At 52.6% G+C, this 25,511-nt stretch carries 30 protein-coding genes; 29 read left to right on the top strand and 1 reads right to left on the bottom strand.

The features are described from left to right. Positions 1-2: 2 nt before the first annotated feature. The 29 genes from ABJM21_RS05985 to ABJM21_RS05845 all read left to right on the top strand — a co-directional run bounded on the left by ABJM21_RS05985 (position 3) and on the right by ABJM21_RS05845 (position 24,704). Entirely contained in the window at positions 3-869 is an 867-nt protein-coding gene (locus ABJM21_RS05985) for an HNH endonuclease (protein WP_348302327.1), read from the top strand. Between the two features lie 163 nt (positions 870-1,032). Then, entirely contained in the window at positions 1,033-1,446 is a 414-nt protein-coding gene (locus tag ABJM21_RS05980; protein ID WP_348302328.1) for a hypothetical protein, read from the top strand. Continuing rightward, complete coding sequence (locus ABJM21_RS05975) at positions 1,394-3,265, top strand: terminase TerL endonuclease subunit (protein ID WP_348302329.1); 1,872 nt, start codon at positions 1,394-1,396, stop codon at positions 3,263-3,265. The genes ABJM21_RS05980 and ABJM21_RS05975 overlap by 53 nt, the downstream gene beginning before the upstream one ends. Beyond that, positions 3,265-4,530 carry a phage portal protein gene (locus ABJM21_RS05970; RefSeq protein WP_348302330.1) on the top strand — a complete coding sequence of 422 codons (1,266 nt, stop codon included), beginning with the start codon at positions 3,265-3,267 and terminating at the stop codon, positions 4,528-4,530. The genes ABJM21_RS05975 and ABJM21_RS05970 overlap by 1 nt, the downstream gene beginning before the upstream one ends. A 4-nt stretch (positions 4,531-4,534) precedes the next feature. Continuing rightward, positions 4,535-5,470 carry a S49 family peptidase gene (locus tag ABJM21_RS05965; RefSeq protein WP_348302331.1) on the top strand — a complete coding sequence of 312 codons (936 nt, stop codon included), beginning with the start codon at positions 4,535-4,537 and terminating at the stop codon, positions 5,468-5,470. Between the two features lie 16 nt (positions 5,471-5,486). Further along, positions 5,487-6,815, top strand: coding sequence for a phage major capsid protein (locus ABJM21_RS05960; protein ID WP_348302332.1), 1,329 nt, complete (start codon positions 5,487-5,489; stop codon positions 6,813-6,815). Between the two features lie 77 nt (positions 6,816-6,892). Then, positions 6,893-7,201 carry a hypothetical protein gene (locus tag ABJM21_RS05955; protein WP_348302333.1) on the top strand — a complete coding sequence of 103 codons (309 nt, stop codon included), beginning with the start codon at positions 6,893-6,895 and terminating at the stop codon, positions 7,199-7,201. Between the two features lie 87 nt (positions 7,202-7,288). Continuing rightward, entirely contained in the window at positions 7,289-8,029 is a 741-nt protein-coding gene (locus ABJM21_RS05950) for a hypothetical protein (RefSeq protein WP_348302334.1), read from the top strand. Between the two features lies 1 nt (position 8,030). Beyond that, positions 8,031-9,773 (top strand): hypothetical protein, encoded by a 1,743-nt coding sequence (locus tag ABJM21_RS05945; RefSeq protein WP_348302335.1) that lies wholly within the window; start codon positions 8,031-8,033, stop codon positions 9,771-9,773. 14 nt (positions 9,774-9,787) lie between these two features. Further along, positions 9,788-11,041 (top strand): DUF1996 domain-containing protein, encoded by a 1,254-nt coding sequence (locus tag ABJM21_RS05940; protein WP_348382216.1) that lies wholly within the window; start codon positions 9,788-9,790, stop codon positions 11,039-11,041. A gap of 1 nt (position 11,042) precedes the next feature. Continuing rightward, a complete protein-coding gene (locus ABJM21_RS05935; protein WP_348302337.1) occupies positions 11,043-11,681 on the top strand; it encodes a phage head-tail connector protein in 639 nt (212 codons plus the stop codon). 4 nt (positions 11,682-11,685) lie between these two features. Then, the gene (locus ABJM21_RS05930) at positions 11,686-12,015 is read left to right on the top strand and encodes a phage head closure protein (protein ID WP_348302338.1); all 330 of its coding nucleotides are present in this window, start codon (positions 11,686-11,688) and stop codon (positions 12,013-12,015) included. Next, positions 12,012-12,482 carry an HK97 gp10 family phage protein gene (locus ABJM21_RS05925; RefSeq protein ID WP_348302339.1) on the top strand — a complete coding sequence of 157 codons (471 nt, stop codon included), beginning with the start codon at positions 12,012-12,014 and terminating at the stop codon, positions 12,480-12,482. Before ABJM21_RS05930 ends, ABJM21_RS05925 begins: the two co-directional genes overlap by 4 nt. Further along, entirely contained in the window at positions 12,482-12,868 is a 387-nt protein-coding gene (locus ABJM21_RS05920) for a hypothetical protein (protein ID WP_348302340.1), read from the top strand. Before ABJM21_RS05925 ends, ABJM21_RS05920 begins: the two co-directional genes overlap by 1 nt. A 21-nt stretch (positions 12,869-12,889) precedes the next feature. Continuing rightward, entirely contained in the window at positions 12,890-13,324 is a 435-nt protein-coding gene (locus ABJM21_RS05915; protein ID WP_348302341.1) for a hypothetical protein, read from the top strand. After that, positions 13,321-13,650: a hypothetical protein gene (locus ABJM21_RS05910; protein ID WP_348302342.1), complete on the top strand. Its 330-nt coding sequence runs from the start codon at positions 13,321-13,323 to the stop codon at positions 13,648-13,650. Before ABJM21_RS05915 ends, ABJM21_RS05910 begins: the two co-directional genes overlap by 4 nt. Beyond that, the gene (locus ABJM21_RS05905) at positions 13,634-14,020 is read left to right on the top strand and encodes a hypothetical protein (protein ID WP_348302343.1); all 387 of its coding nucleotides are present in this window, start codon (positions 13,634-13,636) and stop codon (positions 14,018-14,020) included. Before ABJM21_RS05910 ends, ABJM21_RS05905 begins: the two co-directional genes overlap by 17 nt. A gap of 163 nt (positions 14,021-14,183) precedes the next feature. Continuing rightward, positions 14,184-16,610, top strand: a complete 2,427-nt coding sequence (locus ABJM21_RS05900) for a phage tail tape measure C-terminal domain-containing protein (protein ID WP_348302344.1) — start codon at positions 14,184-14,186, stop codon at positions 16,608-16,610. Beyond that, the gene (locus tag ABJM21_RS05895) at positions 16,610-17,224 is read left to right on the top strand and encodes a hypothetical protein (protein WP_348302345.1); all 615 of its coding nucleotides are present in this window, start codon (positions 16,610-16,612) and stop codon (positions 17,222-17,224) included. The genes ABJM21_RS05900 and ABJM21_RS05895 overlap by 1 nt, the downstream gene beginning before the upstream one ends. Positions 17,225-17,226: 2 nt before the next feature. Further along, a complete protein-coding gene (locus ABJM21_RS05890; protein ID WP_348302346.1) occupies positions 17,227-17,892 on the top strand; it encodes a hypothetical protein in 666 nt (221 codons plus the stop codon). After that, entirely contained in the window at positions 17,892-18,308 is a 417-nt protein-coding gene (locus ABJM21_RS05885) for a hypothetical protein (protein ID WP_348302347.1), read from the top strand. The genes ABJM21_RS05890 and ABJM21_RS05885 overlap by 1 nt, the downstream gene beginning before the upstream one ends. A gap of 3 nt (positions 18,309-18,311) precedes the next feature. After that, the gene (locus ABJM21_RS05880; protein ID WP_348302348.1) at positions 18,312-22,271 is read left to right on the top strand and encodes a hypothetical protein; all 3,960 of its coding nucleotides are present in this window, start codon (positions 18,312-18,314) and stop codon (positions 22,269-22,271) included. 11 nt (positions 22,272-22,282) lie between these two features. Next, on the top strand, positions 22,283-22,684 hold the full coding sequence (locus tag ABJM21_RS05875; RefSeq protein ID WP_348419619.1) for a hypothetical protein: 402 nt from the start codon (positions 22,283-22,285) through the stop codon (positions 22,682-22,684). A gap of 65 nt (positions 22,685-22,749) precedes the next feature. After that, the gene (locus tag ABJM21_RS05870) at positions 22,750-22,908 is read left to right on the top strand and encodes a hypothetical protein (protein WP_348302350.1); all 159 of its coding nucleotides are present in this window, start codon (positions 22,750-22,752) and stop codon (positions 22,906-22,908) included. Between the two features lie 66 nt (positions 22,909-22,974). After that, entirely contained in the window at positions 22,975-23,187 is a 213-nt protein-coding gene (locus ABJM21_RS05865; RefSeq protein WP_348302351.1) for a hypothetical protein, read from the top strand. Then, on the top strand, positions 23,171-23,686 hold the full coding sequence (locus tag ABJM21_RS05860) for a lysozyme (RefSeq protein WP_348302352.1): 516 nt from the start codon (positions 23,171-23,173) through the stop codon (positions 23,684-23,686). Before ABJM21_RS05865 ends, ABJM21_RS05860 begins: the two co-directional genes overlap by 17 nt. Beyond that, positions 23,683-24,090, top strand: coding sequence for a hypothetical protein (locus ABJM21_RS05855; protein ID WP_348302353.1), 408 nt, complete (start codon positions 23,683-23,685; stop codon positions 24,088-24,090). Before ABJM21_RS05860 ends, ABJM21_RS05855 begins: the two co-directional genes overlap by 4 nt. Further along, on the top strand, positions 24,068-24,268 hold the full coding sequence (locus ABJM21_RS05850) for a hypothetical protein (RefSeq protein WP_348302354.1): 201 nt from the start codon (positions 24,068-24,070) through the stop codon (positions 24,266-24,268). The genes ABJM21_RS05855 and ABJM21_RS05850 overlap by 23 nt, the downstream gene beginning before the upstream one ends. A gap of 130 nt (positions 24,269-24,398) precedes the next feature. Further along, positions 24,399-24,704, top strand: a complete 306-nt coding sequence (locus ABJM21_RS05845) for a hypothetical protein (protein ID WP_348302355.1) — start codon at positions 24,399-24,401, stop codon at positions 24,702-24,704. On the opposite strand, the gene ABJM21_RS05840 is transcribed toward ABJM21_RS05845, so the two are convergent. Then, positions 24,671-25,327, bottom strand: a complete 657-nt coding sequence (locus tag ABJM21_RS05840) for an SOS response-associated peptidase (protein WP_348302356.1) — start codon at positions 25,325-25,327, stop codon at positions 24,671-24,673. The genes ABJM21_RS05845 and ABJM21_RS05840 overlap by 34 nt on opposite strands. Positions 25,328-25,511 lie beyond the last annotated feature (184 nt).

Here is a 25,511-nt window from a genome sequence, read left to right as displayed (position 1 = left end):
AGATGGCTAAGCGTCCTCCTTCATTCACCAATCCCAAAGGCAAGAAGCGTTCCGGCTGGTCCAAGAAAGGCCGCAAGAGCGCGCATGAACGTGGCTATGGCTGGGCATGGCGGAAGCTACGCGCGTTCATCCTACGCCGTGACAAGGGATTGTGTCAGCCATGCTTGCGCAATGGTGTTACGACACTGGCAAGAGAGGTTGACCATATCATCCCGAAGGAATGGGGTGGCAGTGATGACGAAGGCAATCTTCAGTCGATCTGTATTGACTGCCATAAGGCCAAGACAGCCGAAGAAGGCAACACTGGCAAGGCGATGGATCACAGGTTGGCCAGCAATCCAATGGCACACCCGCCTTGGCTTTGCCGTTCGGTGATACCAGTCACTATCGTTACCGGCCCGCCCGGTTCGGGTAAATCGAGCTACGTTAATGATCATGCAGGTGATAGTGACTGTGTGATCTGCTTTGATCAGATCGCGGCGAACTTATTCAAATCGGATGGACAACGCGTTCATCAGATGTTGTCCGGACCACAGGTCAAGGCTGTGCTTCAGGAGCGAAACAAGGCAATCGGAAGGCTGATGACCAGCGCCACAAACTATTCGAAGGCGTGGATCATAGTTAGTGACGCGCAGTCGGAGCGACGGCGCTGGTGGTCTGAAACACTTGGCGCTGATGTTGTTGTCATGCTGACACCGGCTAGCGTTTGTAAGGCAAGGATAACAAAGGACGAAGCGAACGGTGAGCGCCGCCCCGGCAACTCGGAAGCAATCGTCGATCAATGGTGGTGGAACTACACGCCATGGTCGGGTGATCAGGTCGTGAAGCCCCAGCGAAAGCACACCCGCAGAGCGAGAACCCACAGGTAGTAGGGGGGAGGTCAAATCCCTACCACCTGTGGGTTTCAAAACCGCGCGGTTAGTAGGATTTTTGCGCGGTCAAATTAAAATTGCGGGTCATAATAAAATTTCTGGGGAGGGGGTGCCCCTAATGGTTGGGGGTTTGATATGATCGAACCAAATAGGTGTTTAGATGAAGCGCGGACCTAAGCCACAGACACCAGCAACCAAGCAAAAACGCGGGACATTGCGCAAAGATCGGGATGGCGGAAAAGCCATTCAAATGATTGCCACAGACGATGCACCCGTAATGCCGGATTACCTTTTGCCAGCGGCGCAAGATGTTTGGCTTGAAGAAATTGGGCGGGTCATGGTTGCCGGTGTCACGGAATTCGATAGTTCATTGCTTGCTACATATTGCGCATTGGAAGCCAGTGCGCGTGCAGCCTTTCTGGCAAACGAGCCGCCGCCCGCTTCATACCTGACAGAACTTAGGCGTATGCGTGAACTGCTAGGCATAGCGGGTCCGCGTTCGCGGATCGGAGCGAAACAGGGTGGCGCGAAAACAGACAACCCGTTCGCGAACAAAGGCCGCCGCGCCGGATAGCGAATATGTCCGCATCGCGATTGATTACGCCAAGGCGGCGGTAAAAGATCGCTGGCGGAAAGATCATTGCGAACTTGTTAGGCTGACAGCCAAACGGTTCTTGAATGATTTGAAGAAGGCCAGACAAAAAAAGTGTAGTTACTATTTCAGCGAGTGGCATGCAGACGATGTATGCGGGTTCATTGAACTGCTCCCGCACGTGCAGGGATCGTGGGATGATCCGGCCATAACTTTAGAACCGGCACAGATTTTTATTCTGGTCAACGTTTTTGGATTTCGTCGCAAGTCTGATGATCGCCGCCGCTTCACCCGTGCCTATATCGAGGTTGCACGGAAGAACGGAAAATCAACCTTTACCGCCGGGGTGGCGCTGTACTGTTTGACTTGCGAAGGCGAACTTGGACCGGAGATTATCGTCGGAGCCACAACCGGAGCACAGGCGGACAAGGTTTTCAAACCGGCTAAGCTTATGGTGGATCGAACATCCCCGCTTCGCGAAGCCTTTGGTCTGAAGGCTTGGGCGAGATCGATAACATGCGCAGACAACGGGGGAACGGTTCAACCGATCAATTCCAATTCATCTACGCAAGATGGTTGGAACCCTTATGTTGGAATATTGGACGAGCTTCACGCGCATAAGGATCGCGGTCTATTTGACGTTATTAGGTCTGCATTTGGTGCGCGCAAACAGCCGCTAATGTGGATGATCACGACGGCGGGATATGATGTTCGCGGGGTTTGCTACGAACAGCGCACGTTACTTGAAAAGATACTGAAGGGCACCGTCGAGGCTGATCACTATTTCGGCATTGTCTTCACAATGGATGAAGGCGACGATCCCTTTGACGAGCGGACATGGGGAAAGGCCAATCCGCTATTGGGCGCGGCTGTCGATCCGGCTGAACTTCGCGGATATGCAATTGAGGCGAAGGCCAGCCCAGCATCCCTTGGCGAGTTTCTTACCAAGCGTCTGAATGTCTGGCTGAATGCGGCAAGCGCATGGCTGTCTGTCGATCAATGGAACAAGGCGGAAATATCTGATCTGGACTGGTCGGATTTCCAAGGATTGGAATGCACTATCGGTGCCGACCTTGCAGACAAGGACGATATCACAGCGTTGACGCTGATTGGTCAGTACGAAGACGAAAAGATTATAATCAAGCCGATATTTTTCATTCCGTCGGCTGCGCTATTGAGAGAAACGCAGAGCGATACAGGGCAATCGACTTATGGTGTCTGGGCTGGCCATAATGGCGGCCCAGCGCTTGAAGACGAAGTCGAAGGGCTTCCTGATCTGTTTGACGAAAATGACAAACCACTAGCCGAATTGTCAACAGAGTGGCGCGGCCATTTGGTGGTCACACCGGGTGATTTTGTTGATCACAATTCGGTTGAAATGTTTGTCCGTTGGCTGGTCGCAACGCAGTCGGTTCGGAAGATTACTTTTGATCAGTTCGCGGCCGCCCAGCAAATGGCGGTCAATTTGAATGAAGATTTGGGGACGCCTGACGATCCTATTGCGGTCGTGCTGCACAAGTCGGCTGCAAATGTCACGAACCCGGCGAAGGAATTGGAAGCGCGTGTTCGCGCTAAAGACCCTTCGGTTCACATTGGACATGACGGAAATCCTGTTCTGACTTGGATGGTATCGAATGCCGTGGTCACGCGCCACATCAACGGCACGATCATTCCGAAGAAGGAAAGTAAGGACAGCGCCAACAAAATAGACGGGGTGGACGCTATGATAAACGCAATCGCGCCGTTGGTGGCTGTTGAAGAAGAAGACGGCCATGCGGACGTCGAGCACACAGGTCTGTAATGGGACTTCGTTCGGCTTTCGCAAATTGGTTGCTGGCAGACAGCGCCATTTCATCCGGCACCGTTTCTGCTTCTAGCGGACTAACCGACGAAAGCAGTGAAACCTATTGGTCAATCACTGGCAAGAGTGGAAGCCGTGTAGCAGTAAACGAACAGAGTGCCTTGGGATTGCCAGCGGTTCTTCGCGCCTTGGAAGTTCTAACCGGCGTTTTCGCCATGACGCCGATGGTATACTACAAGCGGGTTGGAAATGGCAAAGAGCGTGTCGAGAAATCGCCGCTTTACAAGTTGTTCCATGACCGCCCAAACGACGTTCAGTCGCCGTTTCTGTTCAAAGAAGTCATGCTGGGTGACATGCTGTTGACCGGTGGTTTCGGTAGCTATGTGCACCGGGACGCAATGTTTCAGCCCAAATCGCTTTCACGATTAAACCCAAACGGAATAAATCAGGCGAAGCAATGGGATCGCACAGACGGCCTTGAAATATTTTATGACGCACAACTTCCTGATGGAAGTAACGGGCGCTTTACCCGCGCTGATATCTGGTTCGTTCCGGGATTTAGCCGCGACGGTTTAATGGGCATTAACCGCGTCAAGCTTCTGGATGATATGCTTGGTTCGGCGGTTGCCGCTGGAGAATATGCCCGCCATTTCTGGGAAAATAATGCCCAGCCTGCAACGTTGTTGAAGGCCAAGGGAAAAATGGACCCTGAAGTCAAAAACAAATTCAAGCTTGATTGGAAGGCGATGTTCGGCGGCACTCGAAAAGCGGGTGAAGTTGCTGTTCTTGATCAGGAAATGGAAGCCGAAACCCTTGGCGCTTCCAATCGTGATAGCCAGTTTGTCGAAGTTCGTTCGTTCAATGTTGTTGAAGTTGCGCGCGCTTTCGGTGTCCCGCCACATCTTGTTTATGAACTATCCAAAGCGACATTTTCAAACATCGAACAGCAAAGCCTTGAATTCATACTTTACTGCATGATGCCGCACTACGAACGGGTTTCCGGTGCGGCGACACATTACTTTGCTGAAGAAGGCCATTTTTACGAATTCATGCCGGATGCGTTGCTGAAAGGTGACGTGAAGACACGCTGGGAAGCTTACAAATCAGCCCGTGAAACGGGTGTCTTGAGCGCAGACGAAATTCGAAATCGCGAAAACATGAACGAAATTGGCGGCCCCGCCGGGTCGCAGCGCTGGCGCCCTGCCAACATGGCGGTTTCAGGTGAGCCAAACCCCACACAACCTGTTCAGCCAAAAGAGGAATGAACCGATGAATAACCGGATTTTGGCCGCGATCCGTTCGCAGCCATGGGCAATTATGCCTGAATACCTCGACGCTATTGAAGCAATTGCAATGCGGGCGATTGATCACCCGTCCTTGGCGCACGTCGAAGCTGATGGTCATGAACAGCGATACATTTCTGCTTTGGCACAAATGGGAAGCCCGTTGACCAGCACCAAAACTGTAATGTTCCGAAATGGTGTGGCTAGTATGCCAGTATTCGGGCCGCTGATACCCCGTGGTTCCGGGCCTAATGTCAGTGCGCCGTTGACCTCCTTAGATACGCTGGCAAAGGATTTTCGCGCCATTAGCGAGGTTCCTGAAGTCCACGCAATCTTGATGGTTTTCGACACGCCCGGTGGTCACGTAACGGACATTCGATCTTTCGCAGATATGATCGCAAGTTCGAAAATCCCCGTCCATGGACATATCACGGGAGACTGCGCCAGCGGTGGTTATTGGGTTGGTTCACAATGCAAGAAACTGACGATTGATCCGACCGGTCGCGCTGGTTCAATCGGTGTGATGGTTGGCGGTCGCCACCAAGAGGAAACCGACAGTGACGGTTGCCGCGACATAAACATCATAAGTTCGAACGCGCCGAACAAGCGTGTCGATATCACGACGGAAGAAGGTCAGGCCAATATTCGAGCGATGTTGGATGGCATTGAAGAAATCTTCCTAAAAGACGTTGCTCGTGGCCGAGGGGTTTCTGTTTCAACAGTGAAGCAAGATTTCGGCGCGGGCGGCATACTCACTGGAAGGCAAGCGAAAGAAGCAGGATTGGTGGATCAAGTCGAGGCAGGCGGCCTTGAAGCGGTCCTAAATCGGCTTTCCAAACCTGCCCGAACAGTAACGCCACGGCGGGCCGCTGCGGCGCTTTCTAACGAAGTTGCGCAACTACGCGCTGCTTCAAACCTCTAAACTAGGAGAACAGACTATGCGTATCACTGCGCTAAAAACATCGCTGGCGGCCGTTCTTGTCGCTATGGATGAAATCATCGAAGGCGCTGTTGTCGCTAACGCTGATGACGATACTGCCGAACCGGAACCCCGTGACCTCACGGCTGAAGAACAGACGTCTTTTGACGAACTGAAAGCCAAGGCTGAAGGGCTTCAAGCGCAAATCAAGCGTGAAGAAGAATTGTTGGCTATGAAATCTTCGGCCGCGATGCCTGTCACTGTTCCAAACGCCAATGGTGGCGGCAATCTTGCCCCTGCCACGGTCAAGGAAAAGCTGGAGCCGGGTGTCATGATGGGCCGGATCACTCAGTCCCTTGCTGCTTCCGAAATGGACCAGCGGGCCGCTGCCGATTTTGCCCAGAAAGCCTATGGCGATGAAACTGGCCAGATCGTTGCCAACATGGAGCAATCAACCAACACAAAGGGTGGTTTCCTTGTTGACACGGCATATAGTAGGGACTTCATTGACGTTCTTCGTCCACAGGTTGTTATTCGCAAACTTGGAGCGCGTTCTGTTCCAATGCCGGACGGAAATCTGACCACGCGTCGGAAAACCTCTAGCACGACAGCGGGCTATGTTGGTGAGCGTACACCAGCGCCAGCAACCGGCGTCGAAGTTGACACGATCAACATGACGGCGAAATATCTGCGCGCTCTTGTTCCAATCTCGAATTCGTTGATCCGCCGTGCAAGCATGGGCGTTGATGCTATGGTTCGTGACGATCTGGTCGAGAGTGTTTCGGTGAAGGAAGATCAACAGTTCCTTCGCGGCGTAGGTTCCGCGACCGCACCAACTGGTCTGCGTAATTTGATTGCAGCGGGTAATGTGGTTCCAGCTTCTGGAGCGGCAACGCTAGCTGTTGTTGATGCTGAACTGGCTTCTTTGCGTCTTCGTGTTCTGAACGGCAATATTCCGATGACCCAAGCCGGTTGGATCATGTCACCGCGCACCATGATTTTCCTTGAAACCTTGCGTGATGGCAATGGTAACAAGGTCTATCCAGAAATCGCAGAAGGCCGCTTGGGTATTTATCCAATTGGTGTCACGACTTCGGTTCCAGATAATCTTGGCGTGGGCACGGACGAAAGTGAAATCTATTTTGGTGATTTTGCTCAGTTCATGATCGGTGACACTTACAATGTCACGTTGGCTGCTTCCGACGTCGCCGCATATGATGACGGCGGAACAATGCGCGCGGCGTTCAGCAATGACGAAACAGTTATTCGCTTGATCGAAGAGCATGACACACAAGTCCGTTATGACACGGCCTTTGCTGTCCTGACTGGCGTTACTTGGGGATCATAATCTCATCCGAATAAACGGGGCGGTGTTTCTGCCCCGTTTATCCTCAATCCATCCAACACAATTGAAGGGAATTTCCCATGACTAAGCTTGTAGCGGTCAAGTTCTTGATGCCTCACACAGTCGGTTCGCTTTATAATGAAGGTGAAACGGCGGGTTTTGAAAAGGGCGTCGCTGATGATCTTGTTAAACGCAAGATCGCTGAACCTGCCAAAACCAAAAAAGCGAAGGAAGATGAACCGCCCGCCGATCCGGTGCGCGCTGAACTTGAAAAGTTGAACAAGGACAAATTGTTCGAACTGGCGAAAACCGAAGAAATCGAAGTTGATGAAGGTCTTAACAAAGGCCCGTTGATTGACGCGATTATCGCAGGCCGCGCCGCAAAATAACGACTTTCCAGTTCACCTGAAACGGTCGCCGTCCCTTAGCGGCGGCCGTACTTTTTCCAATCTGGCGATTACAGAAGGAATTCGAAAATGCCTGATAATTTTCAAGCCCCGGCTAGCGGCGTCGATTTCGCCAGTAAAGATATTGGCGGCGTCCAATTTGCGAAAAACCTGATCACCGATGAAGCAGGCGCGGACGCTGTTGGGCTTGTCACAGCAAATCCCGCCGCAAACACCATTTTGGGCCGCCTGAAGGCCGCTGTGGACGCTTTGTCCGGCAAAGCGACCGAAGCCAAGCAGGATGACGCCATTACCCAATTAGCGGCCATTGTGACAGCGCTGGGCGGGACACTCGCAGTTAATCAGGCTGACGGCGCAACAGCGACGCGGCAAGATAGCGCCATTGTCGAATTGACGGCGATAAAAACGGCCGTTGATGGTCTTGAAACATTGCTTGCTGACAATGCTACCGATACCGGGTTAGCGGCTATCGTTACGGCCCTTTCCGGCGCCGCGACTGACAGCAAGTTGGATGAACTGCTGACGGCAATGGGCACAATCGGGACACGCGCCTATGGGGCAAATGTTCCGGCGGTTAACTCGGTCGCCGCATCTTCGCGGACGGCCGCTGGTATCGTGGCCACCGAAGTTTTGGTCCATGCTTCCAAGCGTTGTTTCATCAAAGTTGGTGATAACACTGTCAATGCTACGGCGGCTGACATTCCGCTTGAAGATGGCGAAAAATTCCATCTGAAGATTACGTCCGGCCAATTTATCGCAGCCATTCGAGACACCGAAGACGGTGTATTAAACATTATCACGGTCGCCTAACATGCTGATTGTACCGGGGAGCGTTGGCCGGATCGGTCAACAAGGCACTGTTAAATCCGTTCCAGCGCCAATAGTTTCCCGCGAAATCTTCACGATACTTGGCGACAGCCTAGCCGCTGGTCGTGGTAATCTCGACAGTGAGCGAACCGTTGATGAACCAGTGCCGACAAATGCCCGTGTCTATGTCCAGAACAGTGGCAGGCCAGATTATCAGCAATTAACCGATGTTGCGGGACCGCTTTGGTTCCGTGAAAATGCCGGTCCCGGACGGGTCAGCCCCATGGAAAAGCTGCTAATCGATTACAACACGTTGACGGGCAAACCGACTGGACTGATACCCGCCGCATTTGGCGGATCATCCTTGGCGGTTGGATGGAACCCACAAACACCCGGACCTGATCTGATCGTCGCTAGGGATGCGCATAACGCAGCCATGGCGCTTTACAAAGCGGAAGACCCGAATTGCAGATGCGCTGGCGTTGCTATCTTGCTGACGTCTAATGCTGTGGCCACACAACCCGAGCGCGAGCTGTTATGGCCTCTCTTGATCGATTATGTCCGCGCAAATTTCAACTTTGTCGATAATACAACGCCAATTATTCTTTCGTCATCGGCCGCCGATGGCGCCAGCGGTACATCCAACCAGCGCCGCCTTGATTGTGAGTTTGCAGCATCCAAGCGCATATTGTGCGGTGTCGTTCAGCCATTTTTTCCAACCGCTAATCCTGATAACCTGCATCCTACACGCGCCGAAAACATCACCTATGGTGCAGATTTTGCTGCGCTGTTCCATGCGATGAACCAAGGCAGCATGTATATTCCAGCCATCACCAGCAATGCCAATCAGGGCGTTATTTTGGGGCAGGCTGCGAATATCAATATTGTCCATGAAGGGCTTTCCTATCCGTCGAGATATGGTGCTGTGGAAATAACTGGCGGCCCAGATGCAGCATTATTTGACGTTGGCGGAACGTTCGATGCGCCGTCGATTGTTGAAGTTGCCCCCGGCACGCTAACCGAACGGTTGCACGAAATGCAAATTCAAATCCGCGACAGCATCTGGACCTATGGGCCGATTTTCAATCTGGATATTGATGTCACTGCGCCGGTAGCCGCCGGGATCGCGTTCAATCAAAATTTCTCAATCATGAACCAAGCTGTTCCCAATTGGGGCGAGTATGACGTTGGAAGCGTACCCATAACCACCGGGCAAAATTTGTTGATCGCCTATCATGATTATGCACCGCGCAGGACAGGCTACACCATATCCGTTGACAGCAACTTGGCCGACTTCGTGGCCGCTACTGTCGCTGAACAACCGATAGAATTGTGGAATTGGAACAGCGCGATTGATACGACCGGCAACGTCTTTATCGATTGGAGCAGCCAGCGCGGCGACATCAGCTTTGTAAACCTCGGCATGACGGGGTTAAATCCGGTTCCTGTTTCGACCTCTTATGTGGACAGGTTCTTCAACAACACGCCAGCGAACAACGATACGTGGGATGTTGGTTCCGCTGTCGTGCCCGCTGGGGGGCGCACTGTTCTGGTTGTGGCTGGCGGCTTCCCCAATGCCGAGCCAACAGCAAATTCGGCAGGATTGACGCGCGTTTCGCTGGCGCGAGACGCTGGCGGAGACACTATCGCCGTGTTCGTCAGGGAGGCCGACGGTCCTATGGTGATTAACACCGGAACAACCGCCCGGCCCGCTGCACTGATTTTGAACCTTGCCCCTGCATCCTAGTCGAAGGGAACATGATGAACACCCCTTATGACGAAATCGCCAAAACCCCTATGGCGGGCGCGACAAAAGAACAGGCACATGATCTGCGCCGTGAAGGCGAATTGCTGATCAAAGCTGGTAACAATTATATTGACGGTGGGATGCGGCGGCTCGATCTGGCGCGTGAATTATTGGCGTGCCCGAAAACAGGTGAAGAACCTTGCGAATGTCCGCCGGACGAAGGCAATGAAGATGATCCGGGTCATGAACATCCTGATCACCCGGCGCCAGAAGGCACGTTTATCAAGCACCCGTTGCCAACCATAGCTTCGAATTTCGACACACAGCCGCTTTATGAGCCGCGTTCAGAAGCGCCCAAGAATTCCAGCGATGTTGTTGGCGCCTTTCGAATGAATGTGCCGTCATCGCATCTGCTGTTTGACGATCCTATTGTTTATCCGGGGCAACCGGGCAAGGCCCATTTGCACGAGTTTTTCGGCAACTTCGGTGCTGATGCCTTTTCAACCTATGAAAGCCTTCGCACAACCGGTGACAGCAATGCCATGAACCGGCTGAACCGTTCGTCCTATTGGTTACCAGCGCTGTTCTACGACGATCATCATGTTCTTCGCGGTGACTATGGCACGGTCTATTACAAGCAGCGCCCCTCCGATGATCCGATCATAGAACAATGGGGCGCCGAGCCTATTCAGATGCCAAACGGCTTGCGGTTCATAGTCGGTCACACAATGAACGGCGGGCCGGTTACCGGCAAACCCTATGTCAAAGCCAATGTTGGTGGCACATATCCCGACTTGGAAGCCTTGCTAGCCGAAGTACCACGCGATCAGATTACAGCGCTTTATTTTGCCGTTACCGGCCCGTCACTTTGGGATGGTGAAAATCTGGACAGCCCGGATCATCGGTCGCATGTCGGCAATCTTGAATTTGGGGCGCATACAGACTGGAAGCAAAAAGCTGTCGCACCAATCAATACGCTGATCCCGCAAATTACATTCATTCGCAAACATACGATTTTGCCCGAAGATGACATGTCGCAATTCCGCCTGTCCAGCGATGAAATGGCCGGGACACCGCGCGGTGGTTCGATGCATATGGATTTCTTTGAAGCATGGGATGAAGATGCGAAAAATGCGCTGATTTCCGGCGCGATCAATGATTTTCGTAACTGTTCCAATGGTGATTTTGGAAACGGCACTGGCATGAAGCACGATCATTGGAACAATAAAGCAGAGCCGCGTTTGGTTCCCATTCCAGAAAGAGGCTGACATGATTACGCATCTTTTGGTCACGGCGCTGTTATCCAGTGGCGGCACTCCCACGCCAACACCTACACCAACGCCCAGCGATCCTTATGCGGCGTTTCTGGGCATGGCCAAGGAACAGTTGCGCATTGGCGCTTCGAACGAACAAGACGTTTTGTTGACAGGCTATATTGGTGCGGCGGTCAAATATATTGAAAGGGAAACCAATCAGGTTTTACTAAATCGAAGCCTGAAGATCACCAAGGATTGCTGGCCAGAAAATGGCGTGTTGACGCTTAGAAAGCGTCCCGTCGTTTCTGTTGATACCGTACACTATTATGCTTCTGACGGCACCCGTACCTTGCTTGGCAGTACAGAATATCAAGTTTCTATCGGAGAGTTTCAGACACGCATTGTCCCGTCGCCAGAAAAAACGTGGCCGGAACTACAATCACGGCGGTTAGACGCTATCGAGATTGACGCAACATTTGGTTATGGCGCGGCTATTGCCGACTTGCCGGAAGATTTGAGGCATGTCATTTTGTTGTTGGTTGCGCATTGGGACGACAATCGCGGCGCGGTAGCTGTTGGAACCATTTCAAAAGAGCTTGAACTGTCGGTTGACGCGCTGCTCGAACATTTTCTTATTCCGTCTGTAGGCTAGGCAAATGCGGATCGGTAATATGCGGGAACGCGTCACATTGGAGCGCGAAACCCGCACACCAAATGGTCAAGGTGGCTGGACCAGAGGCTGGCAAGCAGTCGCAACAGTCTTTGCAGAAATTGAAGGCCAGTCCGGCAATGAAGCGATGAACGCATCCGTTGAACGCAGCGTCAACCGCTGGCGTGTCACCATACGTGAGATTGGCGCAACAGCGAAGGATCGCATCGTCTGGCACGAAATGGATGACATGAAGCTGGATATCGTTTCTGCCATGCCTGATCGGAAGAATAGGGGCTATCAGTTGCTGCTTTGTGAAAGCGGTACAACGCCGTGACGGCAAACCGGTCCTATCGCAAAGCCGTCCAATCGTTTCGGCGGCTTTTGAACAATGTTGATGATGTAACAAAAGAAGAAATTGCCGATGTTTTGGAAGACACTGGCCCGCGTCTTCGAAATCTGATCAAGCTTAGAACGCCGTTTCGCACTGGCGCGTTGTCACGGGGCATTAAGTACAAGGTTTTGCGCCGGGCATTGAACCTGAGTGTTGGCGTTATTGGATCGCCATCGGTGCGCGGCAAATTGTTTTACGGCTATATTTTGAACTACGGCCGCCGTGGCGGACTGCGCAAGGCCACGCGTCGGAAGAAAGATGGCACCACAAGCAACTACACAATCAGGGTCAAGGCGATCAAAGGCAGCGGATTTGTAACCGGTGCCGGTAAGCTCATTCGTCCTGAAATACAGCCCAAACTAACCGGTATCTGGGACAGAATATTACGGCGCGCAGATAGGGGAAGCTAATGTCCGAAGCCTTGAACGCCGCCGAAAAAGCGATCTACGAAGCTTTGCGGGATGGTGCGCCAGTTTGGCCAGTGTTCCAGCATGTCCCGCAAGACACGGCACTGCCGCTGAACATTATCGGCGATATGGATGAAAACAGCTTTGCCGTTAAGTCGGATGACGATGCCCGCATAAACCTACAGATTTTGACCGTCTATCAGGGCGAAGAACGCAAGTCGGTCACAGATGAACAAGCGCGGATTTATGCCACGCTAAACGAAGTGACGCTGTCCGAAGGCGGGTTCAACATCACCTGCTATCGAACCAGTTCACGCGCCGAATTGTTGGAAGACGGCGAAACCTACCTTGGAACTTCATTTTTCACCGTTCTGGCGCTTGCCGCCTGAACCCCCATAGGAGATATTAAAATGGGCAAGAGACTAAGCAATGACTATCGGCTGTGGATTGAAAGCTCCACGCCGGGAACATATAACGAAATCAAGGGACAACAGGATATGTCCCGCAACCGTGCATCAGCGTCAATTGAAACCAGCACCAAAGACAATTTCCCCTATGGCACCAGTGCCCAAGGGCTGAAAACACTGACGATTGATTGTGCTATCATCCCCGATCTGCCTGACGTTGATGGTTATACCCGGCTTGAAACACTGTCCAAGGGTAGCGATCCGGTGAACTTCCAAATCCGCAAAGGTGGTTCCAGCGGTGCCGATCCTGCTGACGTGGTGTTCCAAGCTTCCATGTATATCGGCAATTTTGACGACACATTCGGGCAGAATGACGTTGTTAAGGCGAACTTCCAGCTTAGCCTAGAAGCCGCGCCAACGGTTGACACGTTGTCATGAAGCAGAAGGAAAAAACCGCTGCTATCGTCGTTGGCGAAGGGGCGATGGCTTTCAAGAAGCTGTCGGCCGAAGAAGCCAACAAAACTTTGTCTGAAGCGACAGGATGTTCCGTTTCGGAATGCCTGTCGATCATTGGACAAAACGGCCAGAAAGGGCTTGTTGCAACGGTCGCTATCGCCCTGTGTGAAAATGCTGACAAGTTAGCCATGCCGGAAATGGCGCGGCTGATTGATGCCAATGCCCATAGCAAGGTCATGGCACAATTGCGGTCATTGATCCCGGCACCTTCGAACGAAGGCGAGAACGTCAATGACAGCGACGTCTGAACGCGGCGAAGTCGTTCTGACGCTGGCGGGTGAAGATTATGTTCTTCGCCCGAGCTATCAGGCGTGTTCGAAAATCGAAGAACTGACTGGCCAATCGCTGATGCAGTTGGCCATTCATGCTGATGGTCAAACCTTGCCGATGCAGGAAGCCGCGATTGTTGCGACAGAATTCATCCGTGCTTGGGGCCGGGAAACCGAAACCAAGTCGATCATGGGTGTCAAGCCGGAACGTGTCGGAGAACTGATGTTTGATGAAGGCATGATGAAGGTCATCCCGCGCTTAGCCATTTGCCTTGCCGGAGCGGTTACAGGCGGCACCAAGAAAGTCGATAGCGACGATGACGAGGACGACGACACGGGGGAGACATAGCCGGTGACGGGTTCGCCACCCGCCGCCGGTTAATGGGTATTTCCGCCAACCTGTTCCACTGGAAACCCGAAACGTTCTGGCGATCAACCCCGCATGAATATTGGGCCGCTTTCGAAATCTGGAAAGAAATGCACCCGCCCCAAAAAGAGGATGACGACTGATCATGCCCGATACCGACATTAAAAAATTACTGTTGGAAGTGGATGCATCAGTTGAAGGTTTGCGCAGTGAATTGCGCAAAGCTGATATTGATCTGGAGCGGTTGGAAAAGAACTTTGATCAACGTCTTTCCAACATTGAAAAGACGTTTGCCGATACCGGTAAAGGCGTCACGGGTATTGGCAAGAATGTCGATGAAGTTAACGGCAAAGTCAGTCGTTTCGCCGGTTCGATAAAGAAGGCGGCGGTCGCAATTGTCGCAGCGGGCGGTCTGCAAGTTCTCTCTGAGTTGGTGAAAAATGGGATTAAATATGCCGCTAGTCTAAACGACCAAGCGGCCGCATTGGGAGTGACAACGACAGCGTTGCAAGAATATCGGTTTGCCGCATCAGAAACAGGCGTTGAACAAAGGGATTTAGAAGCTGGACTTGCGGTTCTGAATAGAAATCTGGGAGAAGCAGCCGCCGGGTCAGAAAAACAAATCGAAAAATTCGATAATCTAGGCCTGTCAATTCGAGACGCTAATGGTGAAGTACGCAACGCGGCCGATTTGTTACCAGACATAGCGCGCGCGCTTGAAGGCGTTGAAAATCCAGCGGAGCGCGCAGCTCGTCTAATTTCGATCTTTGGAAAAAATGGTCAAAAACTCGACAGCCTTCTAAGCGGTGGTGCTAGCCGAGTAAACGAACTGCGTGATGCCGCGCACGATCTAGGGATCGTGTTGTCAGAAGATCAAATCCAAAATGCGGATGAAGTTGCGGATAAGCTGGATAAGGTGAAGTTGGTTCTACAGGCGAAAATCGCCGGGGTTGTGGCGGATAACACTGAAGAAATATTGGCACTTGCAAATGCGCTGGGCAATCTCGCCGAACGATCTATCCAAGCGCTTGATAAATGGCTCGAATTTCGCAGGGCTTTTGACGGTCAAAATCAACTAATTGCTCGTGCGGAACAATATCTCGACAATCGACAAGACCTTTCGCCCGACACGCGTGAACGGGCGAAGATATTGGCAAGGGAGAAAATCCTTGATCGGACTTCGTCAGGCAGCACCGAATATCTTGGTGGGCTGATAACTGTTCGCAACCCCGATCCAAGCCGTGTTCCTGGTATTCGACGATCAGGTAGTTCACAACCCCGAAGCGAAACGCGCCTGTCGTTACCAACCCCAGTAGCATCCTCACCAAATTTCAGTCTGGCAACGCCAGAAGGCCGGTCATCGGTTCGCCGCTTCCGTAAATCTGTCGATGCATTGAACAAACCAGCGGAAGAAGCTGCTCAAAAACTCGCTGAATGGAATGTCGAACTCGACAGACTTAGCGCTGATCTTGCCTTAGCCAATGCCCAAGTCACAGGCAGCTTGGCAGAACGCGCCGAAGCTGAAAAACAGCGGATAGATGCCGACCTCGCTAGCGATATATTGCGGATCAAAGCCGACAAGGAATTGACGAAGGCCCAGCAAGATCGGGTCATTGCCGTTCAGGAACAGATCGCATCGGCCAAAAAACAACTGGTTGATCAACGGCTGGACGAAGATTTGGCGGAAGAAAGACGCCGCGCGGATCGGTTGCTTTTGGATCAAAAACTTAACCAGTTGGACGATGAACTGCGCACGGCCGAAATTGAAGTCGACGCCACGCGGGATCGCCGCGCACGGTTAGTTCTGGAACGCCGGATATTGGCATTGCAGCAAGAGGAAGAAAAGGCGCGCCTTGAAGCGGCTATAGCGGCCGGCGAAATAAGAGACGCCACCCGCGCTCGTGCCAATCTGGAAAAGCGGCAGGCGATAGAACGTAGTGAAGTCGAGCGGGAAAATCTATCACCCGGCGCAGCCTATCTGGACGCCATACGTAAATCAGCCGGTGAATTGAATGATGATCTGGAACGCGTGGCGGTCGGCGGGCTTCAAAGCCTGAATGACGGTATTGCAGAAGCGATAGTAGGTGGCGACAGTTTGGGCAAAACCTTTTCCCGAATTGCCGATCAGATCATTTCCGATCTGCTACGCATTGCAATCCAGCAAGCGATTATCGAACCTCTAGCTACAGGCTTATTTGGCGGCGGCGCTGGATCATCCGGCGGCGGAATTGGTGGTTTCTTTCAAGGTCTGGCCGGTGGGCTTAGTAATTTATTCGGCAGTGGCAATAGCCGAGCCATTGGCGGTCCGGTAACGGCGGGTAGGCCGTATCTGGTTGGCGAGAAAGAGCCGGAGATATTCGTCCCCAATGCCAACGGCCGGATTTACAACCCAAGCCAGATTGGCGGCGGTGCCAGCGGCGGAATGTCGGTTTCGCTAACTGTGAACGCACCGGGCGCCACAGCGGAAACGGTCTCCATGATACGCCGTGAACTTGCCAATGCAGCGCCGCAAATTGTTGCGGCCGCGCGCAATGCAACGACCCGTGAACTATCAAGAAAAAGGCTGACTTGATGGCGATCATCCAACCCCCCGTTCCGATCCCGATGCGCCGCACCCAGTGGCGGCGTAAACGGGCGCAACAGAAAAACCGGTCCGGCTGGACGGGAACAAGTCAGATTGTGCGTTTGCCTCAAGCCAGCATTTGGACCGTGTCAGGCGAATTCCCGCCGATCATCAAAGAAGAAAATAGCCTTGAATGGCAGGCGTTTTTTGAAGCGGTTGACGGGATGGCAAACAGCTTTCCCGTCCTGATGTGTGAAAGCCAGCAAACCAGTGCGGCAAATGTGCAGGTGAACGGTGGCGGTCAAACCGGATCATCGGTCGCGTTAAAAGGTCTGACAGGGGCGATTGGATCAAAGTTTTTGCTGAAAGGCCAGAAGATATCGATCCCATTGCCGAACGATGATGTGCAACTGGAAGTATTGCAGCAAGACATAACGGTGTTGTCGGGCGGCGTTGGTACAGCCCTGTTTGCCGGTACGCTGCGTAAATCGCCCATAGATAGCGCCACAGTCGAGGTGCAGTGGCCTTATGCCCTGATGTCCATGACAAGCCCGGAAACCGGCTTTGATGTCAACACAGGCCAGAATTACGGCTTTGCATTTGAAGCCGAAGAGGCGTTTTGATCATGTCCGGTCCTGATAGCGCAGCATCAGCCGCACTGGGCGAGAGCGTTCTTTATCCTTGTTGGGTTGGGTTACTGGATTTCGACGGCGATCCTGTCGCTGTAACCACCGCCCCGTATGACGTGACCTTTTCAGGCACCGGTGATCCAGAACTGGACGGCGTAACATTCATGGCCGCGAACCCGGACATGATAGATGTTTCCGAAGTGCGCCACCAAGAACAGGGATCAGACACCGTCACCGCAACTCTGTCCGGCTTGGCTGGTATCGATACGGAATTGCTGAACATATTGGGCAATCCGCCCCTTTGGCGTGGCCGCACATCGGCGCTGTGGATCATGTTATATGACGTGAACCTGCAAAGGATCGGAAATGTCTGGCGCTATTACACGGGGACTATGGTTGCTGCGCCGATAAAAGGCGATCCGACCGAACAGGTCGTTGAAATCTTGATTGAAAGCTATCTCGCGAACCTCAGTGAAGCGTCCAATCGCACCTATCTGGATCAGGAAGATTTTGATCCCGGCGACAAATCAGCCGAAGCGGCAATAGCGATTGCCAATGGCAGTGAAGGTGCTGGCTTGCGGGATAGCGGTTATAGCTACGGCGTTGGCGGCATTGGTGGCGGTGGCCGGTTTAGTCCAAGGTTCAATTACAGCGCGCTATAGTGAAAAAATTGGAACGACTTCCTGAATGGGAAGAAAATCTGTTGGCGTGGATCACAGCCTGTTCGGGTGCGCGTCATCAATGGGGAAAACTCGACTGCCTATTGTTCGCCGGTGGAGCGATTAAAGCTGTCACCGGCTTTGATGCCGCGAGAGGACACCGGGGCAAGTATCGCACGGAATTGGGCGCCGCCCGCTATCTGAAGCGCATGGGGCATGATAGCCCGGAAGACTATCTGAACGCCCATTTTCCTGCCTGTCCGCCTGCATCTGCGCAGCGCGGCGATCTGGTTCTAGCCGACGATATGGCGGGCGTGTGCATGGGGTCATTTGCCTTGTTCATTGGCGAAGAAAACGACGTTGCCGGACTGGTTCGCGTGCCATTTTCCGAATGGCAGGCCGCATGGAAGATTGGGTGACGCATGGGCAAGTTTGCACGCAAAGTTCTGAAGGTTGCGGCCGTTGCCGTTCAATTCATTCCGGGCATTGGCCAACTGGCGGCCGCCGCGATTACAATCGGTCTGACTATTTTGGACCGTGCCTTGGCACCAAAAAACCCGCAAGTGCCACAGGCCCAGCGCGACAGGCTTTTTTCGACAATCGATCCCAGTGCGTTCCGCAAAACTGTTTTGGGCAGCACGGCCATGGCGACGGATATTCGCTATGAGGAGTGGAGCGGCACCAATCAGGAATATCTTGACCGCATCATCGCATGCGCCAGTCACAAGGTGCATGCCATTCGGCAAATATGGATCGAAGACAAGCTGGCATGGACGTCATCCGGCGGCGTTACATCAACCTATGCGGGATATTTGACGGTTCAAACCCGGCTTGAAGGCAATGCCGGAAACACAATTTCGATCAATGGCGGAAGCAAATGGGGAACAAGCCGCCGCTTAACCGGCTGTGCCTATGTGCATATGCGGTTCAAAACTACGGGCAACAGCAAGAAAGCGGAAAGCCCGTTCGCAGCAACAATTCCTCAGCGTCTAACCATTGTTGGTGATGGCGCCCTATTATATGACCCGCGTTTGGATAGTAGTGTTGGCGGTTCTGGTCCCCAGCGCGCTGATGATCAAAGCACTTGGGCGTGGACGTCCAACGCCGCCGGAAACAACGCCGCGCTTCACATCTTATTCTATCTTCTAGGATGGCGTATCAACGGCAAACTAGCCATCGGCCGAGGTGTTCCAAAGTCTCGGTTCCTAATGGCTGCGTTCATAGCGGCCGCCAATATGTGCGAGGAAAATGTTTCGCTAGCGGCGGGTGGTCAAGAGCCGCGATATCGGTCGGCTGGTGTAATCTCAGAAAATGACAATCCAGAACCAGTACTTGAAGCATTAGCATCATCCTGTGCAGGCACTTTACGCGATGCCAGCGGTTTTCTGGCACTCGATATATTGCATAATGATCTGGCCACCCCGGTCGCATCCTTCACCGATGATGACATATTGGATCAGTTTAACTGGCAAGCAACGCGCGGACTGGACGAAAGCTTTAATCTGGTGCGCGGTCGCCGGACGGACGCATCGAATAATGGCCTCTATCAACTTGTCGATTATCCAGCGGTGTCATTGCCATCTCCGGATGGTCTGGAACGGGCGCACACATTCGATCTTTCCATGGTGCAAAGCGCCAGCCAAGCCCAGCGATTAGCCAAACAGGAATTGCAGCGCGCCCAATATCAGGGGGTGTTTAGCGCTGAATATAAAATGACAGCGCTGCGTTGCCAAGTCGGCGACGTGATAGAGCAGACATTTTCAGCGCTTGGTTTCGTCAACAAGCTTTTTCGCGTGACCGAACAGGTCATATCCATGAACGGCCGGATCGCGATGACATTGCGCGAAGAAAATGCCGCGATCTATGCGTGGTCAGAGGAAGAAAGCGCAGCGGTCGAAGCGGCTGATCCAACCGTATATGACCCGCTTAACAGTCCATTGATCCAAGCGATTTTAACCGCGGAACAAACGGCCGACTGGTCAGCAATTAATGACGATAATGGCGGTAAACCCGACGATAATGCCGACGTCACGGCTTTTAACAACGCCTTGGGGTTTATCGGTGAAGGGGTTCTGGCGCGGTTGAACGCCGTCGATTGGTCATCCACCGTGAACGGCCGTCCGGCGGAGTTAACAGACGGCCGAATTTCGGCCGGTTTCAACAGTAGCGGCGAATTGCTCACAGCGATTTCCAATGGGATCGGATCGCTGTCGGTTGAAGATTTGCTTCGCACCGGATTGGCGGGCAATTCTCTATCCTATGATCCCAGCTTTGAGCGTGGCACGATACCGTCGAATATATTTCGTTACGATAATAATGCGTCGGGTTCTGTTTCAATTTCAATCGTACAGGACGCCAGCGCGCCCAAGGGCAATAGCAATCTGTTGCGCGTCGCTTTTAACAATTCGGCACAGCCAAGTCCCGGTTGCGGCATGTACCAATCACTACAATATGCTGGGGCTGGGCAGCCATCACGTTTAGGTCGGTACACCGAAGGATCGACAATCGCCTTTGTGTTGCTGGCAAAGATACCAGTCGGTAAGACTATCGAATTTACAAGTAATGCAACCGGTACGGGAGCGGGCGGCGCCGGGTGGCTTACTTCAAAAGCCGGAACCGGTAATTGGGAATGGTACATTTACGAGCGTCGCATAGGCGTTGGTGGAACATTGAGTTCAACCGGTTTTTTCTATGTTACCGCAACGCTAGGCGAGGGCGCTTTCCATTGGGATATTGCCAAATATGATCAGATCGAACTGTCTTCGACGATCATTCCAGCATTGGAGCATTTGAAAGACATATCGGGCAATCGCCTTGTCGATACCGATCTGGTTACACTGTTAGGCAATGCGGCCGGTTTTGTTGGTGAAGGATTGTTGGCGCGGCTGAATGCGGTTGATGCGCTACAACATATTTCTAATGCCGATGCGATCACAGGAAGTGACTTACTGGACAGTAACAACCTGTTTTTCAATGGTGATTTTTCGCTTGCCAACGTGACTACTAATCCAATCAGGCCGCGTGGTGTGCTAGCCGTATCGGGAACGACGGTTTTAACAAACCAACCGCGCTACAAGGACAATGATCATACCACGCAGATTTTGCGGGTTGGAGATGGCACGAATAGCAGCCTACGACAATATTTCCCCTTTTGGAGATGCAACCCAAAGTCACTTTACATAGCGCGATTTGAAGCCCGTGCGGACGTGGCCAGTTCAGCCGGACATTATGCGCGGTTTATGGAACTGGATAGTGAACCGGACCCGGCGGCAACGCATATGGGATATCCATCAAATCATGTGGACCCTAGAATAGCAGAGGCGACAATTGAGAGGTCTGTTGGTGGTTCGGGAAGTATAGAAAACACTCCCTTAACAGCCTCTTGGCAGACTTTCATCATTCAGATCAAGCCGAGGGACACCGCGCTTTACATGGGTCTTGAATTGTTGCGCTGGGGAACCGCAAATCCATTAGGCACTCCGTTTGAATGGCGCAATCTGCGCATTTCGGAGGTGACGCCGAGTACATTGGCGCAGTTAGATGCGGATCAGGATGGCAAGCTTAACACTGTTGAAATTAATGCGGACGTCACAGCTAATTCCGTTCCGTTTCACGGTCCAGCATCTAAATCTTTTCAATTTTCCGCCAATCACTTAGGCGTTTTGGATGGTATGCAATTACCAGCGACGTCAGGCATTTCGCGGTATAAGGGCGATGAAGATGTTAGCAGCACTGCCAATTTCGGAACCGTGTGGACGATTGAAAACCAAGGCGGCATAACGGGAGCAACCGTAACCGTAGCCAATGGCATTGTTACTATCCCATTGGGCGCGACAATACCGAAGTCTGGAGATATTCTTGTAAAATCGGCTCGCGACGGTTTTCCGTTGTTTACGACAATACCCGTTTCGCGCGATGATGCAGCCGCGCCGACGTCAGGCGGGGGTGTCGGCGGGACGTCAGCTAGCGACAATTCGCTAGGCAACGCAACTACAACAAGCTTCGTGGCCATTAGCGACGAACTGGAATTGCAGACAGGGGCGAATGGGGAAATTCAATGCGCTGGCGGTCTATCGATAATCGCTGCGGCGACCAATCCTGAAGGTACGTTTGGCGCTGCCTTGCAGTGGCGCATCGGAACTTCTTCGGGAAGCCTTGGAACCAATGGTGCGATCTTAAACGATAGCGCGCCCGCGGTTGTATTCTACGATGGAGAATTTAACAGCTACTTCGGTCAAAATGGATCGATATCGGCAAGCTCACTGTTCACCGGCTTGACCCCGAACACAACCTATTATGCCAGACTTTACGCGCGCCGCGATAGTGCGTCACCGCCCAAAATCATCGGCTTCGGTGGCAGCGTTTCTGCAACAGGATCATAGAAAGGACGATGATGGCAATTACCAACAATCAACAGGCGGTAGCTGTAATTTTGACGTTGATCGCGTCGATACCCGCTGAGCTGCAAGAGGAATATATAAAACAGGCCAGCAAGACCGCAACGCCCCAGATCGTCGGTATCAGCCAGTTTATCTATGCGTTTCGCGATTACGTTCCCAATGACGTGCTTGAAGCCGGAATGGAGCTTACCAGCTATGTCACAAACATGATGTGGTGGGGATTGCAGGAAGGTCACGGCCAAACCTGTATGTCCTTGATCCGTAAAGCGCTAGGCGAACCCGAACCCGATGAAGGTTGGCCGGATGCCGTGCCGCCGCTTCCCGCATGCGGCATTGAACTTCCTGCCGATGATACACCTGCTGAACTGGACATTGGTGAACCAGAGCTGCCCTGAATAAAGTTACCCGCCAAAGGTGAGTTGGCGGCCCCAATCACTCATCACAAACAGGAGAATGAAAAATGGAAATTGCAGAAATTGCTATCATAGCGGCCGTCATTATCGGCCTTGGTTATATCGTCGTCCGATCGATACGATCCAAAAGCAGTTCAGGTGGATCAAGCGGATCAGGCGGCGGAGGCGGCGGTGGTGGCCCCGGTTCTCACCAAGACCACAAATAAGAAGCCAACCAATCAAACTAGGAAAGCCCGCCAAGCGCGGGCTTTTTAATGCATAAAGGAAATTTAATGCCACACAAAATTGATGCCGCAACGGCCGGAACCGCCGGAGTAATGGCGACAACGCCAGCATGGCTTCCATCTGCACAAGACGCCGTTGGAATGGCAACACACCCGGTTTGGGGTGAATTGCTGGGCTTTATGGGCGTGGTCTGGCTTGTGCTTCAATGTGGCTGGTTCATTTTCGACAAATGGAGAAAATATCATGCCGAAGACGAATAAGAAGGCAGCCGTCGCATTGGTGGGCCTTATGGGTCTGCTTGGTGCTGGCTTTGCCATAAATGACGTCAGCAAATGGGAAGGATTTCGCAGTGTCGGCTATCTCGACATAGTGAACGTCCCCACAAAATGTTTTGGCGACACCACTGGCGTCACCGTGGGTAAGAAATACACGTTCGCCGAATGTGAAGAAAGCATTAGCGAAGAAGTGTTGAAGCACGCCACTGGCGTCATCAACTGCACACCCGGTCTTCGCGAAAACCCCTATCAATTCGCGGCCGCTACTTCGCTGGCCTATAATATCGGGATCAGGGGCTATTGCCGATCAACTGTCGCGCGCCGGTTCAATGCCGGTGACTGGCGCGGTGCATGTAATGCTTTCCTGATGTGGAACAGGGCAGGCGGCCGGGTCGTTCAAGGGCTGGTCAATCGCCGCCGGGATGAAAGGCGGCGCTGTCTGTCAGTTCCACCTCAATATTCAACCGCCATTAGCGCGTCATGACTATCGGCAAGATCAAAGCTTTCGGCCCTGTCGCATGGATATTTGCGAACTGGCAAATCGCCTTGGCCATAGCGGCCGCTCTCATCGTTTCCCATACGGCCGTTTATTTCGTCGGCCGTGACCATGGCGGTGACAGCGTTCGCGCGGATCAGTTGGAAGCCGAACGAAAAAAGGCGCGGATCGAAAAGAAATCAGAAGGGCTGGCGGCCGAGGAGCGCGGCCGGGACGCCGATAATATTCAATCTGGAAAGGAACGGACCGATGAAGATATCCGAAATTCCGGCGCGACTGGGCAGAAGCCTAGTGCTGCTGATGATGCTGTTACTTGTAGCAGGGTGCGGCGCACGGGTCAGCTTGACCAGTTTCCCGGTTGCCGAAGACGTGAAGACGGAACCGGAACCTAAAGTCTGGCCAGAAGTTTTCACCGACGCTGAACAGAAGGCGCTTTATGACAATCAACACGATGCTTGGGCGTTGAAAGGCTGGGCTAAGATCGGCCGCATTTGCCGCGATGCTGTCCGCAAGGGCGCGCTATACCCGGACAAATGGTGTCCCGATCCGCCGCCACCGAAGCCAGATTAAATAGTAATTTGCATGATATGCAAAAAAGGGGTGTCCTTCGGGGCACCTCTTTTTTTTGCCTATTGCAATGTTGGATTTGGCTTAATATTCACAGTCATGTGTCGGGGGACTGTAGCAGGGAGAACCGACTATGCACCGAATTGAACGAAGAGAACTTAGCGCCATTTTGACAGTGGCAATCAAACAGCTTCCCAAATCATCGCTAACCCGGTTGTCATCAAAGCTGCCGGTCGAGCGCGATGCCGCCACCAGAGCTATTTCTGAGGCTGTGTGTGACGAAATTGACAATGCTAGCACGATGGTGATCCGCGCCGATTTGGTTGATAATATCGGTAATTCTGGCCGTCCGGGTGTTTTTGGTGAAGACGAACCTGATCCAACGGCCCTTACAATCATTAAGCCCTATAAGCTGACTGGTTCCAACAGCGCCGGATAGTTGTTCTGCACCTTGCCCACTTCTTTCGATACCGGGATGAAATTTAATTCGCCTTCATAGGGCGCCATAAGACGCTTTGCCTGCTCCCATGGACCTGACAGCCATGATCCCGCCTGTTCGGGCGGTAGGATGGCTGCTTGACGATGATGCAGCCATTTGAAGCCCTCAGACGGCGCCGTGGTGATAATCGTGTAGCTATAGACGTCGAGATGCTTGTTATAGGTCCACAGGGCCGGAAATAGCATAGGTTCGCCCTTGGGATGCTCGACGCGATAGGGCTGCTTATCGCTGCCTTCCCGCTTCCACTCATAGAAGCCCGATACCATAACGACCGCGCGATTGGATTTGACCAACCCCTTGAAGCTTTGCTTTTGCTCCAGCGTTTCAGCCTTGGCATTGAATGACGGATATTTGCTGCTTAGCTCTTTTGCCCAATGCGGAACCAGCCACCATCGCATGGGCCGTAGCTCTCTTTTGCCGTCCTGTTCTGTACAGACATAATATTCCTGTGTCGGCGCGATGTTATAGCTTGGTTGCAGATTGCGCGGCGGCCCAGTGATATCGAGAATGTCTCTATATTCTGCCCAAGTCAGTTCTTCAGAAGCATATTTACGGCCGCACATTCAAATAACATGGGCTGATTAGCATCAAAAAGTCAAAACTGACGCTAAACTGCGGTGTTCAAGAATGTATGTTTGCGACCAATTCCCTTCACCCGCTCCAAGACCTTGTGAAAAACTTGTCTTTGTTTTGCGCCTTTTGAACTCCGCATAGTCAAATGATTAAGCGCTATGTTGCGTTAAAAGC

It is taken from the genome of Parasphingorhabdus sp., assembly GCF_039977335.1.
Taxonomy (GTDB): Bacteria; Pseudomonadota; Alphaproteobacteria; order Sphingomonadales; family Sphingomonadaceae; genus Parasphingorhabdus.
Note: the sequence above shows the minus strand (reverse complement) of the source record. Positions and strands in the feature narration are given on the sequence as shown.